Genomic DNA, 19148 nt, shown 5'->3' with positions numbered 1-19148 from the left:
GATACAACTTCAACTTACTTTTTAAGCCTTTGTGATTTTTTGCGCCGATGGCGGCCTAGCCGGAAGAGCGTGGCTAAGACCAGCGCAAGGGCGCCGGCTATGCCGACGCCATACACGCTTACGATACCGGCACGCGTCTGCACAGCGATATTGATGGGCTCGGAGATGGTTTGCTTTTCCGGGGTAGCAAGCCACAAGCCAATGTCCGTGCGATCGGCGTCCTTAGGCATATCGGCGGTCATGGATACAGTAATAGAGCCCTTGGCCGGAATACGGACGCTCTTGGGTGTGTTGAGGCGCGCGCCATCGGGGGCATCGTATTGCAGCTTGGCCTCCACCGGTAGTGGCAGGCCATTTTCTGCCACGATGAGCAGCGGCGATGACTCAGATACGCGGGTATAGACATTGCCCGGTGGGATAAGCGCCACAGAAGAACGCAGGTCCCGCAGCGTATCGGAATGCACATCCATCGTATGAGTGAACCGGCGCTGCGCCTCAGCATTGCTTCCCAAGCTATCGCGGTTGGTCAGCGAGAGGGCGGCGAGCAGATCCCGGCGCAAAGGCAGGACGAATTCATAGCGAGTGAGCGCGATATCTGGATCATCGACCATGATATTCATCAGCTCATCGGTATAGCGGGCCTGCTGCTCCACGCGGACGATATCGGATTCGGCAAAGGCGGCGGGATCGCTAAAGGGGCTGCCGGGCAGTGAACCGGGCTCCGCGGTCTCCTGCTTCAGGCTGCCGACGGTGCGCGGATGGGACTTACCGGAAGCGATGAGTGCCTCGGCAGAGTCGAGTGCGTACTCGGCCGCGCTGGGATCCAAGTAATTGGGCAAGCGTGCCACGGTGTCATCGCTCGCGGCCAAGCTCAGTGCGGCGCCGCCGGTGATGGCACGAGAAAGATCGGAATCGAGCGAGTAATCGTAGCGCAGCTCTGGGTTGGAATAGCCCACCGTCTGTGGTTTGGAACCGGTTTGGGCGAGGAGGGCGCCCAGGGAGGCGTCGAAAGTCACGGCGCGGCCAGGCCACGAAGTATTATCCGCCACCAATGCGGGCAGGGGAAGCTGCTGGTCCACATAGCCGGAGCCGACCGCGAGCACGGTGGTGGCCGGCTTGGCACCGAGAATTCGCTCGATGGTGTGATTGCCGCGTTGCAGTCCCTCGTAGGTAAGGAAGGGATTATTCGCCTTGGCCACGGAGGAAGCATTGGCATTCGCCCACGGCATAGACATAAAGCAATCGAGCTCGCGCAGTCGCTTGAGCCAGCGGGCAGCATCCTCTTTCCCAGTGCCGGGTTCGAGGTGCACATCGTCCTCGTTAGTGAACCACGAATCGCGCAGGCGCTTAGGGCGCTCGGCTTGAGGTGGGCGGGCCGAACCTACCTTATAGCCCTCCGCCATGCGGTTGACCGTATCCAAGAGGGCGGGATCGATGGCTACGCAGCCTGCCCCGCGCAGATCATGGTTGGCATACGTGCTGACCAAGCGATCGAGCCGGCCACCCTCCGCCAGCTCACCGGCCAGCTCATCAGAGGAGAGGATAAGGTCCTCTCCCCCAGCGCCGCCTGGTACCGAGTCGATATCGGCGCTGATGGGATAGACCACGGTGAGATCGTGGGGTGTGGGATCCGAGGGGGCATCGCCAAGCGCCTGCTCCTTCCCCTTTATCTGGCCAACAAGGCGTTCCTCCGCAAAGCTGACCGCCTCGCCGCCTACGGTGCCGGTGAGGGTAAACAGCAGCGGATAGGAGCCAGGCTCTTCGATGGCCAGGGTCTGCTCGCCGTGCAGGGAGGTGGGAACCTGGAAGGTGACCTCCCGGGATTCGCCCGGCTGCAGGGGCGCGGTGGTAGTGCTGGGACCGTAATACGGGAATTCGCCCGTGGCCAGCTGCGTGCGGGCCTGCGCGGTGTCCTCCACGGCATCGCCGCGGCGGCTCGTGAGCTGGAGATCCTCCATGGCTTCATCGGTGGGATTGTGCAGCCGGAAGGTCAGTTTGAGGTCTTTGCCCACGGTAAAGGGCTCGGCCGCAAGGAGATCAAGGTTGGCCCGCTCCGGCCCGCGCGCGCCCAACCATGCCTGGATATCCTGCTGCTTTTCGGCGGCCGCGTCCATCTGCGCGGCGGCTTCTGGTAGCGGCAGGCACAAGCCCCACCCCGCTACCGCCATGCAGCCGCCCACGGCGGCCCAAGACTTCAGGCGTAGGCGCATTACCGTGGCGTCACTTTCCCCGCCGCGGCTTCCTTTCGTGCGAGATCGGGAAGGAGATCATGCGCGATGCGCGCCAGCTTGCGCTCATCGGCGTAGGCCAAGTGCTCGATGAGTTCGGAGACGGGGATCCACGAGACCTCAGTGACCTCTGGATCCTCATCGTTCATAATGCCGTCTACAAAACGCAGCAGGTGGTGGTGCACGGTCTTATGGATGCGCACCCCATCAGAGACGAACCAGTAATCAATCATGCCGAGGTCCGCAAAAACCTCACCAGAAATGCCGGTTTCTTCCCATACCTCGCGTTCAGCGGTGACCTCCTTGGCCTCGCCATTTTCCACGTGGCCCTTAGGCATGGACCACAGCAGGCGCCCGCGGCGGTCGAGGCGGCCGATGAGCGCCACATAGAGCCGGGAAAGGTCGACGTTGCCATTGGCATCGACGCACTCCGCCAAGCCGGAGACAACGAGGCCACCCGCGGAGGTTTCATCGCGGGTTTCCATGGCCGTGGATTGGCCATTGCCACCGCGGTAGGGCTTGCGCTGCTGGGTGGTGCGGCGCGCGCGATTATCCGGCCGGCGGCGCCGCCTGCGCCGAGACCGGTTGCGGTTGCGGCCGCCTCCCTTGGAGGGGCCCTGTTCTTGGTTAGTCATCCCTGCCAATCGTAGTAGACTCTCACCCGTGAATTTTCAGGACACTCAGCTAATCGGCGTTCTTGCCCGCGCGGAATCCACCGTCTCCTCCCTCAGCAACCTGCTGGGCGGACTGGTGGAGAAATTTGCCGCGCGCGGCTACTCGCTCTACCTCGTGGGCGGCTCTGTGCGCGATGCGCTTTTGGGCCGCTTGGGAAATGACCTGGACTTTACTACCCCGGCCCGCCCCGAGGTGGTCAAGGAGATCCTCGATGAGTGGGCCGAAACCGTGTGGGATACCGGCATAGACTTCGGTACCGTCTCCGCGGCCTACAAGGGCCAGCAGATTGAGATCACTACCTTCCGCTCCGATTCTTATGACGGCCAGTCCCGCAATCCTGAGGTGGTTTACGGTGACACCTTGGAAGGCGACCTAGTGCGGCGCGACTTCAAGGCCAATGCGATGGCAATTGAGCTGCTTGCCGACGCCTCCTTTAAGTTCCACGATCCCCTCCACGGCCTCCAAGACATAGCTGACCGGGTGCTCGATACCCCGGATAAGCCGGAGATCTCCTTCCACGATGATCCGCTCCGCATGCTGCGTGCGGCTCGTTTTGCCTCCCAGCTGGAATTCCGCGTGGCCGATCGTGTTGTGGAGGCCATGCGGGATATGGCTGGCGAAATCCAGCGCATTACCGTGGAGCGCGTGCAGGTGGAGCTGGATAAGCTCATCTGCGGCACCGCCCCGTGGGATGGCATTGATCTACTGGTATCTACGGGAATCGCGGACTATATCTTCCCCGAGATCCCCGCGCTACGCATGACCGCGGACGAACACGCGCAGCACAAGGACGTCTATGCCCACTCGCTCAAGGTGCTGAGCCAGGCCATGGACCAGGAAGAAGATGGTCCAGACCTCGTCCTGCGCTGGGCGGCGCTGCTGCACGATATTGGCAAGCCGGATACCTTTGATAACACCGATGGCAAGGTCTCCTTCCACCACCACGAGGTGGTGGGCGCCAAGCTCGCCCGCAAGCGCCTGCGCAAGTTGAAGTACCCGAAGGCCACCACGGAGTCCATCGGTCAGCTGGTCTATCTGCATATGCGCTTCCACGGGTTTGGGGAAAATCAATGGACCGATTCCGCCGTGCGCCGCTATGTCACCGACGCCGGCGATCTTCTCCCCCGCCTGCACAAGCTGGTGCGCGCCGATTGCACCACCCGCAATGCCAAGAAGGCCCGCCGCCTCCAGCGCACCTACGATCAGCTGGAAGAGCGCATCGAAGAGATCGGCCGCAAGGAGGACCTGGCGCGCGTGCGTCCAGACCTCGACGGCAACGAGATCATGGAGATCTTAGGACTCCAGCCCGGCCCTGAGGTGGGCCAGGCGTGGTCCTATCTCAAGGAGCTGCGCCTCGAGCATGGACCCCTCGAGCGCGAGGACGCGATTGCGAAGTTGCGCGAGTGGTGGGATTCTAAACAGTGATGTTTGCCGATAGATTATTCAACGCCCTCGAGCGCAATGACCCCGCCCCCGGCCAGCTGCTCATCGCCGCTCCGGGCATGCTTTCGCCGGAATTCGCCCGTTCCGTCATTCTCGTCATTGAGCACAATGACATGATGACCTTCGGCGTGGATCTGACCAAGCGCTCCGAGGTGGCGATTTTCAATGTGCTGCCAGAATGGCTTCCCGTTGTGGCCAAGCCGCAGGCGCTGTACATCGGCGGCCCGCTCAATCAGCAATCCGTCGTAGGACTCGCGCAGACCAACCAGGGCGTCGATCCGGACAAGCACGACCGACTCACCCGCCTCGCCCCGCGCCTCGCGCATGTGGATCTACGTGCCGACCCAGAAGAGATTGAGCCCTTGGTCTCAGGCATGCGCATGTTTGCCGGCTATGCCGAGTGGGGCCCGGGCCAGTTGGAGGAGGAAATCGAGGCCGGCGAATGGTTCGTCTCCCCTGCCCTGGCCCAAGACGTTATTACGCCGGGCCCGGCCGACCTCTGGTCCGATGTTATGAAGCGCCAACCCATGCCGTTGCCGTTGTACTCCACCTATCCTGTCAACGTGGAAGACAATTAATTCCTATCGAGCTGCAGGCAGTGGGCTACACTAGCCCGCATGCGTGAGGATATTGCACAAGGCTTGCGGGATACCTGGGCCGCCGCCATCGGCCTTATTCCCCTCGGCCTAGCCTTCGGCCTGCTCATGGTCCAATCTGGCTTCAGTTGGTGGTGGACGCCTATTTTCTCCATCGTCATTTACGCCGGCTCGATGGAGTTCCTCGCCATTTCCATGGTCACCGGCGGCGCCACAGCCGTGGCTTCTCTAGTCACCGGTTTCATGGTGAACTTCCGCCATATTTTCTATGGCCTCACCTTTCCCCGCCACCGCATTCGCTCGCGCCTAGGCAGGGCTTATTCCACCTACGCGCTTACCGACGAAACCTATGCCATCGTCTCCTCCCTCCCCACCGATGACCGTCCGACCGGGGCCCGGATCCTCACCATCCAAATTTTTTGTCAGGCCCTGTGGGTAGGCGGTGGCATTGTCGGTGCTCTCGCCGGCCAGGTCATTCCCTCTACCGTGCAGGGCATGGAATTCGCCCTAGTGGCGCTGTTCGTCGTGCTGGCTATGGATTCCTTCCGCAATAACCAGGACCTTTCTTTACCCCTAAGCGCGGCGATGGTGGGGATCCTCGCGGCCGCCTTCGCCCCTGGACAACTCCTCATGGTGGCCCTGAGCGCCTACTTCATCCTGCTCATTATTCGGTACCTATCCCCACGCGTCGATGCGGCTTTTACCTTGCGTAGACGAGGCGACGTTAAGAGATTCCGTGAGGAGTACTAATGCCCGCTGGAATCACCCTTGCTTCCATCGCGGCCGTCCTAGTTCCCGTCGGCCTCATTACCGTTGTACTACGCCAACTTCCTTTCTCCTTTGTGAAATGGATGAAGGATAGTCAGTTCTTTTCCTTGCTCGGCATGATGATGCCTGTCGGAGTGATGACCATCTTGGTGGTGTATACCGTCCACGGGCAGTCCAGCGCCCCCGGTGGCATCTGGGCGGCTCTCCTCGGAGTGGTGGTCACTTTCCTGCTGCATCTGTGGAAGCGGGAGTCTGCGCTGTCCATCTTCGGCGGAACCGCCTTCTATATGCTCCTCGTCAACGTAGTCTTGTAGCCCTTGTGATTCTTATAGGCCGAACTTGGCGGTGGCTTCGGACCACAGGGCGTCGAACCGAGACTGGTCCACGTACTGCGCGCTGATGTCCGGAAAATCATCATAGGTATCCGGGTGAGGGACAACCTCTTGCGGCTGATCTACGTTTCCCGTGGAACTACTCGGTGTTGCTACCCCGACGATGGCATCCGAGGGATCCAGTGCAATCATGCGCACCATGCGGCAGCTGCTCGCGTCGCGCTCTTCCATTTCTGCCATGTGGATCGCTGAGCCCACTCCGGGCACATTCAGTTCGGTTCGTACGTAAAGGTAATTCGTCATGGCACTTAAGTGTAGTTACGTGCCGGGGTGCTGCGCGTAACGGGCCGCTAGCCATGAGCACATCATCAGCTGAACCTGGTGGTAAATCATCAACGGGAGGATTAGTAGGCCAAGGGATGCGCCGCCAGAAGCAAAGATGACCGAGGCCATGGGTAGCCCCGTGGCTAATGACTTTTTCGATCCGCAGAACTCGATTGCGATGGTATCGGCGCGGTTGAATCCCATCTTTTGGCTTGCCTTTCTGGTGAGCCACAGCATGAAGGCGACGAAGATCGCGGCGAAGACAACTAGGAACGCCAGGTCCCACAGAGAAATAGAGGACCAAATTCCGTCCACAACGCCCTTGGAAAAAGCGGAATACACCACCATCGCGATTGAGCCGCGGTCCACGACTTTAGTGGCCTTGCTTTGTGCAACCTTGCCTACCCAGCGCCGAGTAAGCTGACCTAAAACAAATGGCGCTAACAATAGAAGGGCGATTTCGCCGAATACTGACGTATCGATGTGAACTCCTCCCCCAGTTCCCATGAGGAACATGACGAGCAATGGAGTGATGATCACTCCCACTAAGTTTGAGGCAGAAGCCGATACGATTGCGCCCGCCACGTTTCCCTTCGCGATTGAGGTGAAGGCAACCGATGACTGCACCGTGGATGGAACCAGCGTGAGGAATAAGATGCCCAGGTACATGTCGTGCGATATGACAGCGGTGAGTGGGCGCAGAGCTATGCCTATAAGCGGGTAAACCACAAAGGTGAAAGCGAGAATTGTGAGGTGTAGCCGCCAGTGTTTTAGTCCGTTGAGAGCTTCTTGAGTGGAAAGCCTCGCGCCATACAAAAAGAAGAGTAGCGCGATGGCCACGTTTGTTAATTGGCCGAATATGTCGGCAAAGTTCCCGCGGGCTGGTGCGATTATCGCAATGATGACCGCCAGGATAATCAGGACAATTAGCGGGTCGGGCTTCTTCAAACGCTGCAGCATGCTAAGAGTTTAAACCCGATTCGTCTTCACATGCTGCAGATACTCGGGCCGAGAAACACAACCCGTGTAGTTTCACGTGAAACTACACCGGAAATACTCTTTAGGCCGTGGTGACGTTAGAACCGTCTTGTTTAACTTCGTATTCTTCCAATGGATCGCGCCCCGGGCCGGATATCACGCTTCCGTCGCTGAGATTGTAGGAGGTGTTGTGCGCCGTGCAGGTGGCCGTCATGCCATCGATCTCGGTGATTGGATTGTGCTGGTGGGGACAGGTTTGGGAGTAGGCCTTAAACTCGCCTTCCTTGGGCTGGGTGAAGATCACGCCATCAACAATCTTCGCGGAGCCAATTGGAATCTCGGTAGCCGCAATTTCTGCGGATGGAGAGGAGCCACAGGCCGCGGCGTAGGCGCCTGCAAATGTGGTGGCGGATCCAAGCAAGAACATTCGACGGGAGCACTTGATCATGCTTCTACTCTAGCCTGTCGGTCTTGCGTGTTGTGCCGTTCCCGTTCGCTCGGTTGAAATCAAAGTTTCACGTGAAACACTGTAGTTAGTTAGCTAGGAGTCCTTCCCAAGTCTCCGGAGAGCCCTCGGAAGTAGTGACAAGTTCATAGGTGCCAGACTCGAAGCCTAAATCATCTACGATGCTCTGTGCAGATTGCTGTTCGTGTGCTTCTGCTACGGACGTCGTTACCTTATGGTCTTGCTCAGCGTAAGCGCCGATAACAAAAGTTGAAGCGGCGATGGCCGCTATGGCGGTACTTTTCTTCATGGACTATATTCTGCCCTTTAGGGGGTTGGTTGTGCTCTTGCCTGCCAGGGTTCCATGGCAGCTTTACGTAACCTCTATCCTCTCTCGCAGGAATCGCGCTAGTGCAGTAACTCAACTATAGAGTAAGTCAAGTATAGGTTAATTCCAGGAAGTGATTAATTCCAGACAGTGACTCGGATTAAAATATCGACAGTTACTAAAAATAGGTAAGCAACTATCCGGATTAATAACGTCACTGTGACTTCTGAAAAGTGCTCGGCGATAGTTTGGCACGAATACGATGGCTACAAAAATTCCCCTTCTGGATGAAATGTGATTCTTTTCCAGAAGGGGAAGATTGCGCAGCAGTGCTTGGTCACCTATCGGATTCGCGAGCGGCGTGACGGAGCGCGTCGACATCAACCTGAGGGGCGGGTGCTGCGGCGGCCTCTTCCCCACCGCAACCGTCGGAACCACAATTACAGGAGTCTCCGCAACCGTCCTCGTCTGCGTGTGCTTGTTCGTAGAGGAACGCGGCACGTGAGCCGAGGTTGGAACCGATGGAGAGGGCTAGTACAGCGGCCACAAAAGTAAGAACCGGGATGAGCCACATCCAGCCCTCAGCGCGGAGCGCGACGATGCCGCCGAAGACTAAGCAGACGCCACTCAGCATCCAGAATGGCCCGGCAATGCGATGGGCATTGTCCCATGCTTCGCGGGATTTGCGAATCTCCTGCAGGCGCAAGCCGATATAGCTATTTCCAGGTAGGCGCTTGGTTGAGGCCAAGGCTCCCACGATGATGAGGAAGACGGCGAGGATTAAAAAGATGATTCCCACAGCGATCATGTACTTAGTTTAACCTTGTAGCGCCAAGATGAAAATCGTCGCTGGGGTGAGTGTTTTGACTATGCCTCCAGTCGGGTAGTATGCCTTTAAGGTCGATCGATAGATATTGAAGCGGCCGTTGCCTCTGTACCGCGCTGTTTCACTCTGGAACTTTTACCAAGGCGCGAAACACCCGATTTGATTGTAAGTACATGAATTTCAAGAAACTCTCGGAATCTCTGTTGTTCCGCATCATCGTCGCCATCATCCTTGGCGTGGTGGTGAGCCAATTCGCGCCAGAATGGTTTGGCCGCGTATTCGCCACCTTCAATGGACTCTTTAGTAACTTCCTCAATTTCTTTATTCCGGTCCTCATCTTCGCGCTTATCGCCCCGTCGATTGCTGGTCTGGGACGAGGGGCCGGAAAATGGCTGGGTGTTACTGCAGGTATTGCCTACGGCTCAACGATTGTTGCGGGTCTTCTTGCCTACGTACTTGCGCACTGGCTCTACCCCACCATGCTCAGTGGTCAGGATCTGATTACAAATGTCTCCGATATTGATGAGGGGGTACTCACTCCGTACTTCGAGGTGGAAATGGCTCCGCCTTTTGAGGTTATGACGGCTCTCTTGTTGTCATTCTGCATCGGCGTAGCGATGACTACAGTGAAGTCCGATACCTTGTATGCGGTTACAAAGGAATTGGAGAGCGTAGTAGTCAAGGTTATTTGGGGCTTTGTAGTGCCAATTCTGCCCTTCTATATCTTTGGCATGTTCCTAGGCTTGGGCATGAATGGCAATTTGGGCTCAGTACTCTCGGCCTTCGCGAAGGTCCTGATCCTGGCGGTTGTCATGACTCTGGTTTACCTGGTGCTCCAGTACATCATCGCTGGTGCCATCACCGGTAAGAATCCTTTCAAGGCATTGCGCAATATGGTGCCGGCATATTTCACCGCACTGGGAACCTCTTCTTCTGCCGCCACCATCCCGGTGTCTATGGAGTCCACCTTGAAGAATGGCATTTCGAAGCCGGTGGCAAGCTTCGTTATCCCACTGTGTGCGACCATTCACCTCTCTGGTTCCATGATTAAGCTGACGCTCTATGCCTTTGCGATTGTGTACATGGCGAACCTGGATATTAGTACGAGCACCGGCCTTGGTTTCATCTTCCTGTTGGGAATCATGATGATTGCGGCACCAGGTGTGCCTGGCGGCGCGGTTATGGTCGCAGCTGGACTACTGGCGGATATGATGGGCTTTGACGATGGCATGGTGGCGCTGATGATCGCGGCCTACATCGCCATTGACTCGGTCGGCACGGCTGCCAACGTTACTGGCGACGGCGCTATCGCGATGATCGTGGATAAGTTCGCGGGCTCCAAGAAGGACCACACCGAAGAGGAATCTGCAGAAGCAACCGCGTAGAGGCTTTTTATAGGGAACCCTCCTCAGCTGCCGAGAGCTGAGGAGGGTTCTTCGCGTCTTCAGGACTACTCTTGAGTCGCTGCCTTCATGCGAGTTACATACTCGGCGAGTTCCTTATGCAATGCTCTCTCGTCGGAAATGCGGCCTGGAGTTCCTTCCACTGGCCTGCCTTCCGCGTCTGTTTCACGTGAAACGTGGCGATCGATAATCTTGGTGATTGCGGATCCTGTAATGGCCCCCGCTGCCCCAGCGGCTACGGCATCGCGCACGTGTTCAGGCTCGGAAATGCCGAATCCGAGCAGTACCGGAGGTCCGTCAAACTTCTTGATGTTAGCGACGACTTCTTCGAGGCCAATTGTTTCTGATTGCTTTTCGGCACCGGTAACTCCATCTCTCGATACTGCGTAGATATAGCCGCGTGAGCTTTGAGCGACGCCCTCGAGGGTGTGCGCGGTCGCGCGGGCCGGGGCAATAAAGATTGGATCCATACCGGCCTTTTCTGCTGCGGCGATGAAGGGAGCACCTTCGCGCACGGGGACGTCGGGAAGCAAGATGCTGTCCGCACCCGCTTCCGCAAACTCGGCGTAGAAACGGTCGAAACCGCGAGTGAAAGCCACATTGCCGTAGATGAGCATGCCGATGGGGAGCTCGGGAAATTCCGCGCGGATTGCTCGCACCTGTTCTAAGGCGGAGTCTACGGTGGCGCCGCCGTCGAGCGCGCGAAGGTGGGAGGCCTGAATGGTGGGGCCGTCGGCCACTGGGTCAGAAAATGGAACGCCGAGCTCCAATGCATCGGCTCCGGCCGCGACGACGGTTCGCACGATGGCCAGCGTGTGTTCCGGCGTGGGATCGCCCAACATAAGGAAGGGGACGAAGGCGCCCTCTCCCCTGTTGTGTAGTGAGCGGAATAGGTCTTCGTATCGGGTGCTCATTAGTTCTTCTCCTGGAGCTTAAATTCTGGGTGGTTCTCAAGGGTGTGGCGAACGTGGTCGATATCCTTATCGCCGCGACCGGATAGGGAGACCAAAATGTTGATGTCCTCATCCTTCCGCTTCAAGGCGTAGGCCAACGCGTGAGAGGACTCGAGGGCTGGAATGATGCCTTCCTTAGAGGAAAGAAGCTGGAATGCTTCGAGTGCTTCGGCGTCAGTAATGCCGACATAGTGCGCGCGGCCACTGGCGTGTAAGTGCGCGTGCTGTGGTCCTACACCTGGGTAGTCGAGTTCGGCGGAAATAGAATAGGATTCTTCCACTTGGCCGTCCGCGTTGCGCATGAGGTAGCTGCGCGCGCCGTGGAGGATGCCGACCGTACCGTTGTTGATGGTGGCACCGTGCTTGCCGGAGTCTAGGCCTTCGCCGCCAGGTTCGGCGCCCACGAGTTCCACTTCCTCTTCCTCAATAAAGTCTGCGAACATGCCGATTGCATTGGAGCCGCCGCCGACGCAAGCCACGACTACATCCGGTAGCCCACCGGTGCGCTCAAGCATCTGGGACTTAGCCTTTTCAGAGATGACCTTGTGGAACTCTCGGACGATGGTTGGGAATGGATGGGGTCCGGCCGCGGTACCGAGGAGATAGTGGGATTCATGGAAGGTGGCGGTCCAATCACGAAGGGCTTCATTTACCGCGTCCTTGAGAGTTCCGGATCCGGTGTCGACGGCGACGACCTTCGCGCCCATGAGCTCCATACGGAATACGTTTGGCTGTTGTCGAGCCACATCTTTCGCGCCCATGTAGACCACACACTCGAGATCCAGCAATGCGCAAGCAAGTGCAGTAGCGGTGCCGTGCTGGCCAGCTCCGGTCTCCGCAATAATGCGTGTCTTCCCCATCCGCTTTGCTAGCAGTGCCTGACCAAGGACCTGGTTCGTCTTGTGCGCCCCACCGTGTACGAGGTCCTCACGCTTGAGGAAAATGCGCGCTTTACCCCCGAGGTTCTTCGCCTCTGTAATTGGTGTGGGACGGCCGAGATAATCACGCAATAGCGTGCTTAGCTCTTTGCGAAATGCGGGGTCGTTTTGTGCGTCGACAAAGGCCTCCTCAAGTTGGTCGAGCGCCGGGATGAGGGATTCGGGGACGAACTGTCCGCCGAATTCACCAAAGTATGCCGGAAGGAGCGTTTCACGTGAAACTGTCATCGTTCTCTTCTTTCTATGGGTGTGTGTAGTTTCGGATGGTGCTAAAGGCTTGGGCGATTAATGAGGCGTCCTTGCGGCCGGGTGCATACTCCAAGCCTGAGTTGAGGTCGAGTCCCAGCGTGCCGATTGACAGTGCCTCTTCGAGGTTGTCTAGCCGGAGCCCTCCGGCGAGGAGGGATTTCTGCTTCACTTCATCGGGAATCGTCTGCCATTCAAAAGTGGTTCCTGTCCCGCCGCTGTCGGAGTCGAGGACGAGGGCCTCTACCTCTGGCACTAGGTCCGGCGTTAAGGCAGCGAATTCAGAGTTATTCATGTCGATGGCTCGCCAAAGGTTAAGGCCGTCAGCGACGCCCCGAACATCGTGAAGGAATTGCAGCTCTGCTTCCCTACTCCCTTGGAATGGGGCGTGAAGCTGGAGAACTTTGAGGCCGGGGATCTGGGCTATGCTCCGCAGCGTTTCCACATCCGTAGAGCGCGTCACGGCTACGTACTCCAGCTCTGGTTCCGCGGAAATGATGCTTTGTGCGGTTTCACGTGAAACACTGCGGGACGAATCCGGTGCGAAGATGAGGCCTCCATAGCGGGCTCCAGCAGCGCGCGCTGATTGTGCGGAGGAGGCGGTGGTAAGGCCACATACTTTATTGACACCAAAGACAAGGTCGCGCGCCGCCCGATCGATGTCGTCCTGGGAGGTGAGCTGCGAGCCTACAAGGAAGGCATGCGCGTGGGCTCCTAACCGGCGGACGGTGGCGTTATCTCGGATTCCAGATTCGGAAACTATCGCCTTTCCGTCTGGAACATGGCGGGCTAGGCGTTCGGTGCGGCCTAAATCAATGCTGAGATCGTGGAGATTGCGGTTGTTGATGCCGATGATATCGACGCCAAAATCCACCGCGCGATCGACTTCGTCCTCGGTGATGGCTTCCGTCAAGACGTCTAGGCCGAGTTCGTCCGCCAGTGCCTTGAGCTCACCGTAGGTGTCATCGTCGACGATAGACATCATGAGCAAGATGGCATCGGCGCCGTAATAACGCGCGGCATAGACCTGGAGGGGATCGACAATGAAGTCTTTGCACAGCACCGGCACATGGGTGGATAGCGCGACAGTCTGTAAATGGTCATAGTCGCCGCCAAACCGATCGGGCTCGCACAGGACCGAGATGGCGGAGGCGTAGCGAGAGTAGATCCGGCCAATATCGCCCGGGCGATAGTCCTCGCGAATTCTGCCAAGGGACGGCGAGGCAGACTTGCACTCTAAGATGAAGCGGTTGGTGCCACGGAGGGCGTCGGCAAGCGAACGCTCCGAGCGTGGCACGCGAGCCAAGTCCACGTGGGACAGCCGCTCCCGGAGTGCGGGCAGGTGAGTGCGGCGCTGGGCGACGATCTCCTCGAGCACCGTAGGCAAAGTATTCTCCGACATTAACTCTCCTCCCCTACTGCATAGTTGGCGTTCTCGTGAAGGGTGAGCCACTGTTCAACAGTTCCGCTGCCGATCAGCTCCTTTGCGTGAGTGACCCCCGCCGCGATAGTCTCCTTGGTCCCGTTGAGGTAAAACATGGCGCCAGCGGTGGCGGCGATGGCGTCGCAATGGGCGGGCTCGCCGCGCCCGGCAAAGACCGCACGAAGGGCTCGGGCATTCGCGGCTCCGTCGCCTCCGGTCAGGTCCGTCAGCTCGTGGCGCTTGATGCCAAGGTCTTCTGGGGTGAGCTCATAAGTGACAATCTCGCCGTCGTTGAGCTCCCAGGCCTGCGTCGTGCCGTGGGTAGCGATCTCATCCGTGCCAGCACCGTGGATCACCAAGGCGCGCTCCCGGCCGAGCTCTCGGAAGACTTCCGCGATGAGTTGGCCTTGGGCTGGGTTGGCGATGCCCATAACTTGCAGTGACGGGCGTCCTGGGGACAGGAGCGGCCCTAGCGTATTGAAGATGGTGGGGATACCTAGCGCCTTGCGCACCGGTTGTACGTGGGCGACTGCTGGGTTGTAGGCCGGGGCGAATAGGAAGGTGAAGTTGGAAGCCTTAAATTGGCGCACTGCTCGGGCGGCGTCTAGGTCCAGTGGAATATTCAGGGCTTCGAGAACATCGGCCGATCCGGACTTGGAAGAGACCGAGCGGTTGCCATGCTTGATCATCTTCACTCCCCCGGCGGCGGCAACGAGGGAGGCGCCCGTAGTGATATTGATGGTATTCGCGCCATCGCCACCAGTGCCGGCCGAATCCATGAGTTCTTCTCCGGTGATGGGGAATGGATAACCCACTTTCAAGAAAGCTTTGGCCGCGCCGGCAATGTCTGCGAAGGTCTCGCCGCGGGTGCGGATATGGGTAAGCAGCGCCGCGATATGAATATCGTCGTAGTCACCCACGGCCAAGGGGGTAAATACCTCCATGGCTTCTTCGATGGTGGGCTGAGGGTTATTCAGGAAGGCTTGCAAGGTACGCAGGGGATGGTGGTTCATTTTTAGTTCTCCGTATCCATAGTGGTGTGCGTATATAATTGATTGATGCAACGCTCAAGCATGAGGGGGCCGCGGGGCGTGAGGATGGACTCGGGGTGGAACTGGAAGCCGAGGGCGCTACCGTCATTCGTCTCGGCCGCCATGGCTACCTCTCCGATGTCCGTGGACGTACGCGCGAGACAACGCATCCCCTGAGGGAGGTCCGCGCATCCAAGCGAGTGATAGCGCGCCACCGGAACTTGCGTACCAAGGTGATCCGGTTGGTCCGGCTCGGTATCAGTGGCAAGGCCCTGAAAGACGGGGTGCTTAACCCCGGCCTCGGTAAGAGTCATCGGGACGGATTTCCCATGTACGGGCCCGCACGGTTCGACCGCGCCGCCGTGGTGCTCGAGTAGCGCTTGGAAGCCGAGGCATACGCCGAGGATCGGGATGGTGCCTAGGGTGGCGTCGATAAGCTCCATCATGCAGCCGGCGTCCCGTGGATGGCCGGGGCCCGGGGAAAGCACAATAATGTCGGGCTGCGCGCGCAGCACGTCGTGCACCGCTACGGTATTTCGAAAAACGGTGGTATCGAACCCAGCGAGGGCATCGACGAGGTTGTAGACAAAAGAATCGTGGTTATCCAGAAGGACAATATGCGGCGAGCTCATCGCTGTACCTCCAATTCGGCTCCGTGTGCCATGGCGATGGCATGGAGGACGGCGTAGGCCTTATGCACCGTTTCATCGGCCTCGGCTTGCGGCACTGAATCCTTGACCACGCCGGCGCCGGCCTGCACCACTGCGGTGCCGTCCTGGACGTAGGCCGAGCGGATGACGATGCAGTTATCCATGGCTCCATCGCCGCGCAGGTATCCCACCGCCCTGCCATAGGAGCCGCGGCGCTTTCCTTCCGTGCGGCGTATCAGTTCGGTGGCGCGAAGTTTGGGCGCTCCCGTAAGCGTTCCCATGTTCATGCACGCGCGGTAGGCATCGAGCGCATCGAAGTCCGGGTGGAGCGTCGCCGTGACGCGGGAGACTAGGTGCATGACCCGTGAGTAGCGGTCAACGTGCAGGAGTTCTGCCACTTGCCGGCTGCGGGGCACGGCCACGCGAGCGAGGTCATTGCGTGCTAAGTCCACCAGCATTGTGTGCTCCGCAATCTCTTTCTGGTCTGTACGCATTTCTAGCTCGTTGCGAATATCTAGTTCATGGTTGATGCTGCCATCCGGGTTGAGCCCGCGTGGCCGAGTTCCGGCGATGGGATAGAGCTGAATCTGCCTATCTTCTGGCGTGAATTTGAGATTTGATTCTGGCGAGGCGCCGAAGAGCTCATAGGCGGCACCGCGGACGTAGAACATATAGGGCGAGGGGTTAGTCTCGCGCAGCGCCCGGTAGGCAGCCAGGGCGTTGGGGCATTCCACGGTGAAGGCGCGCGCGGGCACTACTTGGTAGATATCGCCGGCGTGAATATTGCCTTTAAGCTTGTCGACGTCCGCCCGAAACCCCGCATCATTCACATCGGCCACCGCCCGGATCCTTTCCCTTTGCGGCGCCGTGGGACGAGCAGCCACCGGCAGTAAGGCAAGAGAATCCAACTCTTCCCGCAGGCGCTTGTCGTCGATGTCCCAGCCTTCTAGGTGTGCAGTTCCTTGTAGGTGGTCCACTGCGAGGACCGTTTGGGCTACCAAGAATTCAAAGTCCGGGTAGGTGTTGGCCCCGGGCTCAACCTCGGGCAGTTCTTCAAAAGTAGCGAGGTAGTCATAAGCGAATCCGCCCCCAAGGAACGGCAATAAAGGAGAGGAATAGTTGGCTTCTAATTGCAGGAACCGCAGAATATCAGCGGTAGATTCGGCAAGAAGCCGCTCCCGCTCGTCGGGGTGTGTGGACAGCGAGAACTCGAAAGCCGCGGTGGTAGTTTCACGTGAAACTAAGCGATGGTGGAACCGCTCCTCCAGGGAAGGAAGGAGCGACTCCCCCGCTTCCGTGAGAGCGCGTACCTCGACCCTCTGGCCGTGGCACGTTACTTTCAGGGCCGCCTTGAGTACGGCGAGGCAATTGAGATTCTTCTTCGTCTCAATGTCCGCGCTCTCGAGCAATAGAGAGTCGTGCGGTTGTGCGAGGGCGTCAAAGATTGCGGCCGCATCGCTGCCGTAGGAGATATCGCGAGTAGCGGTGTGTGGCATTGCAGTGCCCTTTCGGTGGGTGTGGGGAACGGGGAAACGGATAATGGGCTTCCGCGAGCAGAGGCACTAAAACGCCAAAAGGCCCGCAGAATGCGAGCCTAAAAATGGGAGGTGGAATAAGGCCCGCGGGTTACGCGCGCCACCACCAAGCAGTAGTCATCTTCTTCATGTCGGTCATACTAACCTATATTTCTATAGCTTGGAAGGTAATTGATAAAAATATTCGCCCACTCCCCTATGTTGCCGTGCCTGGCGCAGGACCAAGAAGACCGAATATCGATTCGCGGTACTGTGGGGTGCATTCACGCAATGGAGAAAGGTGATGAATATGAGCATCGATCAGAAGGAACTACTAGCGAACGTCCCCACCCAGCTATTGATTGGCGGACAGTGGCGCGACGCGTCTTCCAGCGAGACCTTTGACGTAGAAAATCCGGCAACGGGCGCGACCATCGCCACGCTGTCGTCGGCGAATTCTGATGATGCGGTGGCTGCCCTCGATGCTGCCTGTGCGGTACAAGATGAGTGGGCGCGCACCACCCCGCGCGAGCGCGCCGATATTCTCCGCCGCGCCTTTGAGTTGTTACACGAGCGCGCCGATGAATTCGCCACCCTAATGACCCTTGAAATGGGAAAGCCTTTTGCTGAGTCCCAAGGTGAGGTCACCTATGGCGCGGAATATTTGCGGTGGTTTAGTGAGGAAGCCACGCGTGACTATGGCCGCTACTCCCCTGTCCCGGAAGGCACCTTGCGCATGGTTGCCCGCCGCAAGCCCGTGGGTCCGTGCCTGTTGATCACTCCGTGGAACTTCCCCCTCGCCATGGCCACCCGAAAGGTTGCCCCAGCCGTTGCAGCGGGCTGCACCATGGTTCTGAAGCCGGCCAAGCTGACGCCGCTCACCGCGCAGTACTTCGCGCAAACCATGCTCGATGCCGGCCTGCCACAGGGCGTGCTCAATGTTGTCTCCGGTAGCTCCGCCTCGGCTATTTCGGGGCCCTTGCTTGCCGACGCCCGCTTGCGCAAGCTCTCCTTCACCGGTTCTACTCCAGTGGGCAAAACCCTTCTCAAGGGTGCCGCGGATAATGTCTTGCGCACCTCTATGGAGCTAGGCGGTAATGCACCGTTCATTGTTTTCGAGGATGCGGATATCGACCAAGCGGTTGCGGGAGCCATGGGCGCGAAGATGCGCAATATTGGCGAGGCTTGCACCGCGGCCAACCGCTTCGTGGTGCACGAGTCCGTGGCGGAAGAGTTTACGCAGAAGCTGGCAGCAGAGTTTGAGAAGCTCGTCGTCGGCAATGGCATGGACGAAGGCGTGACGTGTGGTCCGCTGATTGAGGCTAAGGCGCTCGACAATGTCGCCTCCCTGGTTGAGGATGCGGTGGACAAGGGCGCGACCGTTGTCACCGGTGGCACCCGCGGCGAGGGCGCGGGCCACTTCTATGCGCCCACTATCCTGAGCAATGTTTCACGTGAAACTCGCGTGGCTCAGGAAGAAATTTTTGGACCGGTCGCGCCCATCCTTACCTTCAAGGATGAATCGGAAGCGCTAGAGATTGCGAACGATACGGAGTACGGACTTGCCTCCTATGTATATACGGAGGATTCCGATCGCCTCTGGCGCGTTGCCGACGGCCTCGAGTTTGGCTTGATGGGATTCAATGCCGGTGTCATCTCCAATGCCGCTGCCCCATTCGGTGGAGTCAAGCACTCTGGTTTAGGACGCGAAGGCGGCGCCGAAGGTATTGAGGAATATACCTCGGTGCAGTACTTGGGTATCCGTGATCCTTATGCCGGTGCCTAGAGGTTAGAGCGCTTAACAAAGCGGGGGAACCAGCCGGGTCCCCTTTTCGCGACCCGGCTCAAGTTACGGCGATTGCCGGTAGCCACCTGTACGAGGGCGGCGTCGATAAGGGTCTGGAAAGCTTTTCAATTAACCTTTGCAGCCTGCGGGGCGTATAGTGCCTCTCCGTATAATTCAATTTCTATTTCCTTCGTCTGCGATGCGCGGCCTTATGGCCAGCGCGTGGAGAAGGAATTTTCTTTTTGTTATTTGGAGTGAGTA

General features: G+C 58.5%; 18 protein-coding genes and 1 pseudogene. 6 read left to right on the top strand and 13 right to left on the bottom strand.

The annotated features are described in order from the left end of the window. Positions 1–14: 14 nt before the first annotated feature. Positions 15–2210 (bottom strand): DUF6049 family protein, encoded by a 2196-nt coding sequence (locus tag MHK09_RS04795; protein WP_250412830.1) that lies wholly within the window; start codon positions 2208–2210, stop codon positions 15–17. Next, positions 2210–2713 (bottom strand): annotated as a pseudogene (locus MHK09_RS04790) (NUDIX hydrolase); the annotation flags it as partial. The pseudogene MHK09_RS04790 and the gene MHK09_RS04795, both read right to left, overlap by 1 nt. Before the next feature lie 178 nt (positions 2714–2891). Here MHK09_RS04790 and MHK09_RS04785 point away from each other — a divergent pair. From MHK09_RS04785 to MHK09_RS04770, 4 genes are read left to right on the top strand one after another with little or no spacing between them, the layout of a single operon-like run. After that, entirely contained in the window at positions 2892–4328 is a 1437-nt protein-coding gene (locus MHK09_RS04785; protein WP_250412828.1) for a CCA tRNA nucleotidyltransferase, read from the top strand. Then, a complete protein-coding gene (locus tag MHK09_RS04780) occupies positions 4328–4924 on the top strand; it encodes a YqgE/AlgH family protein (RefSeq protein WP_150850467.1) in 597 nt (198 codons plus the stop codon). The genes MHK09_RS04785 and MHK09_RS04780 overlap by 1 nt, the downstream gene beginning before the upstream one ends. A gap of 39 nt (positions 4925–4963) precedes the next feature. Beyond that, a complete protein-coding gene (locus tag MHK09_RS04775; protein WP_005325868.1) occupies positions 4964–5692 on the top strand; it encodes an AzlC family ABC transporter permease in 729 nt (242 codons plus the stop codon). After that, positions 5692–6024, top strand: a complete 333-nt coding sequence (locus tag MHK09_RS04770) for a branched-chain amino acid transporter permease (RefSeq protein WP_179387112.1) — start codon at positions 5692–5694, stop codon at positions 6022–6024. The genes MHK09_RS04775 and MHK09_RS04770 overlap by 1 nt, the downstream gene beginning before the upstream one ends. A 12-nt stretch (positions 6025–6036) precedes the next feature. Here MHK09_RS04770 and MHK09_RS04765 read toward each other — a convergent pair whose 3' ends face one another. The 5 genes from MHK09_RS04765 to MHK09_RS04745 form a co-directional block, all read right to left on the bottom strand. Then, on the bottom strand, positions 6037–6345 hold the full coding sequence (locus MHK09_RS04765) for a hypothetical protein (protein ID WP_005325876.1): 309 nt from the start codon (positions 6343–6345) through the stop codon (positions 6037–6039). Between the two features lie 15 nt (positions 6346–6360). After that, a complete protein-coding gene (locus MHK09_RS04760; protein ID WP_200435897.1) occupies positions 6361–7326 on the bottom strand; it encodes a bile acid:sodium symporter family protein in 966 nt (321 codons plus the stop codon). Positions 7327–7426: 100 nt separating this feature from the next. After that, complete coding sequence (locus tag MHK09_RS04755) at positions 7427–7792, bottom strand: Rieske (2Fe-2S) protein (RefSeq protein WP_250412827.1); 366 nt, start codon at positions 7790–7792, stop codon at positions 7427–7429. Positions 7793–7877: 85 nt separating this feature from the next. Further along, a complete protein-coding gene (locus MHK09_RS04750) occupies positions 7878–8099 on the bottom strand; it encodes a hypothetical protein (RefSeq protein WP_250412825.1) in 222 nt (73 codons plus the stop codon). Between the two features lie 355 nt (positions 8100–8454). Beyond that, on the bottom strand, positions 8455–8925 hold the full coding sequence (locus MHK09_RS04745; protein WP_250412823.1) for an SdpI family protein: 471 nt from the start codon (positions 8923–8925) through the stop codon (positions 8455–8457). A 191-nt stretch (positions 8926–9116) separates the two neighbouring features. Here MHK09_RS04745 and MHK09_RS04740 point away from each other — a divergent pair, with 191 nt between their 5' ends. Next, entirely contained in the window at positions 9117–10328 is a 1212-nt protein-coding gene (locus tag MHK09_RS04740) for a dicarboxylate/amino acid:cation symporter (RefSeq protein WP_250412822.1), read from the top strand. A 65-nt stretch (positions 10329–10393) separates the two neighbouring features. On the opposite strand, the gene trpA is transcribed toward MHK09_RS04740, so the two are convergent. Genes trpA through MHK09_RS04710 form a run of 6 tightly spaced genes read right to left on the bottom strand, consistent with a single transcriptional unit; the run spans position 10394 to position 17083 of the window. Continuing rightward, on the bottom strand, positions 10394–11260 hold the full coding sequence (trpA, locus tag MHK09_RS04735; RefSeq protein ID WP_250412821.1) for a tryptophan synthase subunit alpha: 867 nt from the start codon (positions 11258–11260) through the stop codon (positions 10394–10396). Continuing rightward, a complete protein-coding gene (gene trpB, locus MHK09_RS04730; RefSeq protein WP_250412820.1) occupies positions 11260–12465 on the bottom strand; it encodes a tryptophan synthase subunit beta in 1206 nt (401 codons plus the stop codon). Before trpB ends, trpA begins: the two co-directional genes overlap by 1 nt. Positions 12466–12478: 13 nt before the next feature. Beyond that, the gene (trpCF, locus tag MHK09_RS04725; protein ID WP_250412818.1) at positions 12479–13885 is read right to left on the bottom strand and encodes a bifunctional indole-3-glycerol-phosphate synthase TrpC/phosphoribosylanthranilate isomerase TrpF; all 1407 of its coding nucleotides are present in this window, start codon (positions 13883–13885) and stop codon (positions 12479–12481) included. Then, positions 13885–14919 carry an anthranilate phosphoribosyltransferase gene (trpD, locus tag MHK09_RS04720; protein ID WP_250412816.1) on the bottom strand — a complete coding sequence of 345 codons (1035 nt, stop codon included), beginning with the start codon at positions 14917–14919 and terminating at the stop codon, positions 13885–13887. Before trpD ends, trpCF begins: the two co-directional genes overlap by 1 nt. Before the next feature lie 2 nt (positions 14920–14921). Next, positions 14922–15569, bottom strand: coding sequence for an anthranilate synthase component II (locus MHK09_RS04715; RefSeq protein ID WP_250412815.1), 648 nt, complete (start codon positions 15567–15569; stop codon positions 14922–14924). Beyond that, complete coding sequence (locus MHK09_RS04710; RefSeq protein WP_250412813.1) at positions 15566–17083, bottom strand: anthranilate synthase component 1; 1518 nt, start codon at positions 17081–17083, stop codon at positions 15566–15568. Before MHK09_RS04710 ends, MHK09_RS04715 begins: the two co-directional genes overlap by 4 nt. A gap of 322 nt (positions 17084–17405) precedes the next feature. On the opposite strand from MHK09_RS04710, the gene MHK09_RS04705 reads away from it, so the two are divergent. Then, entirely contained in the window at positions 17406–18887 is a 1482-nt protein-coding gene (locus MHK09_RS04705; protein WP_436232102.1) for an NAD-dependent succinate-semialdehyde dehydrogenase, read from the top strand. Positions 18888–19148 lie beyond the last annotated feature (261 nt).

This window comes from Corynebacterium tuberculostearicum (assembly GCF_022347235.1).
Lineage (GTDB): Bacteria > Actinomycetota > Actinomycetes > Mycobacteriales > Mycobacteriaceae > Corynebacterium > Corynebacterium tuberculostearicum_F.
Note: the sequence above shows the minus strand (reverse complement) of the source record. Positions and strands in the feature narration are given on the sequence as shown.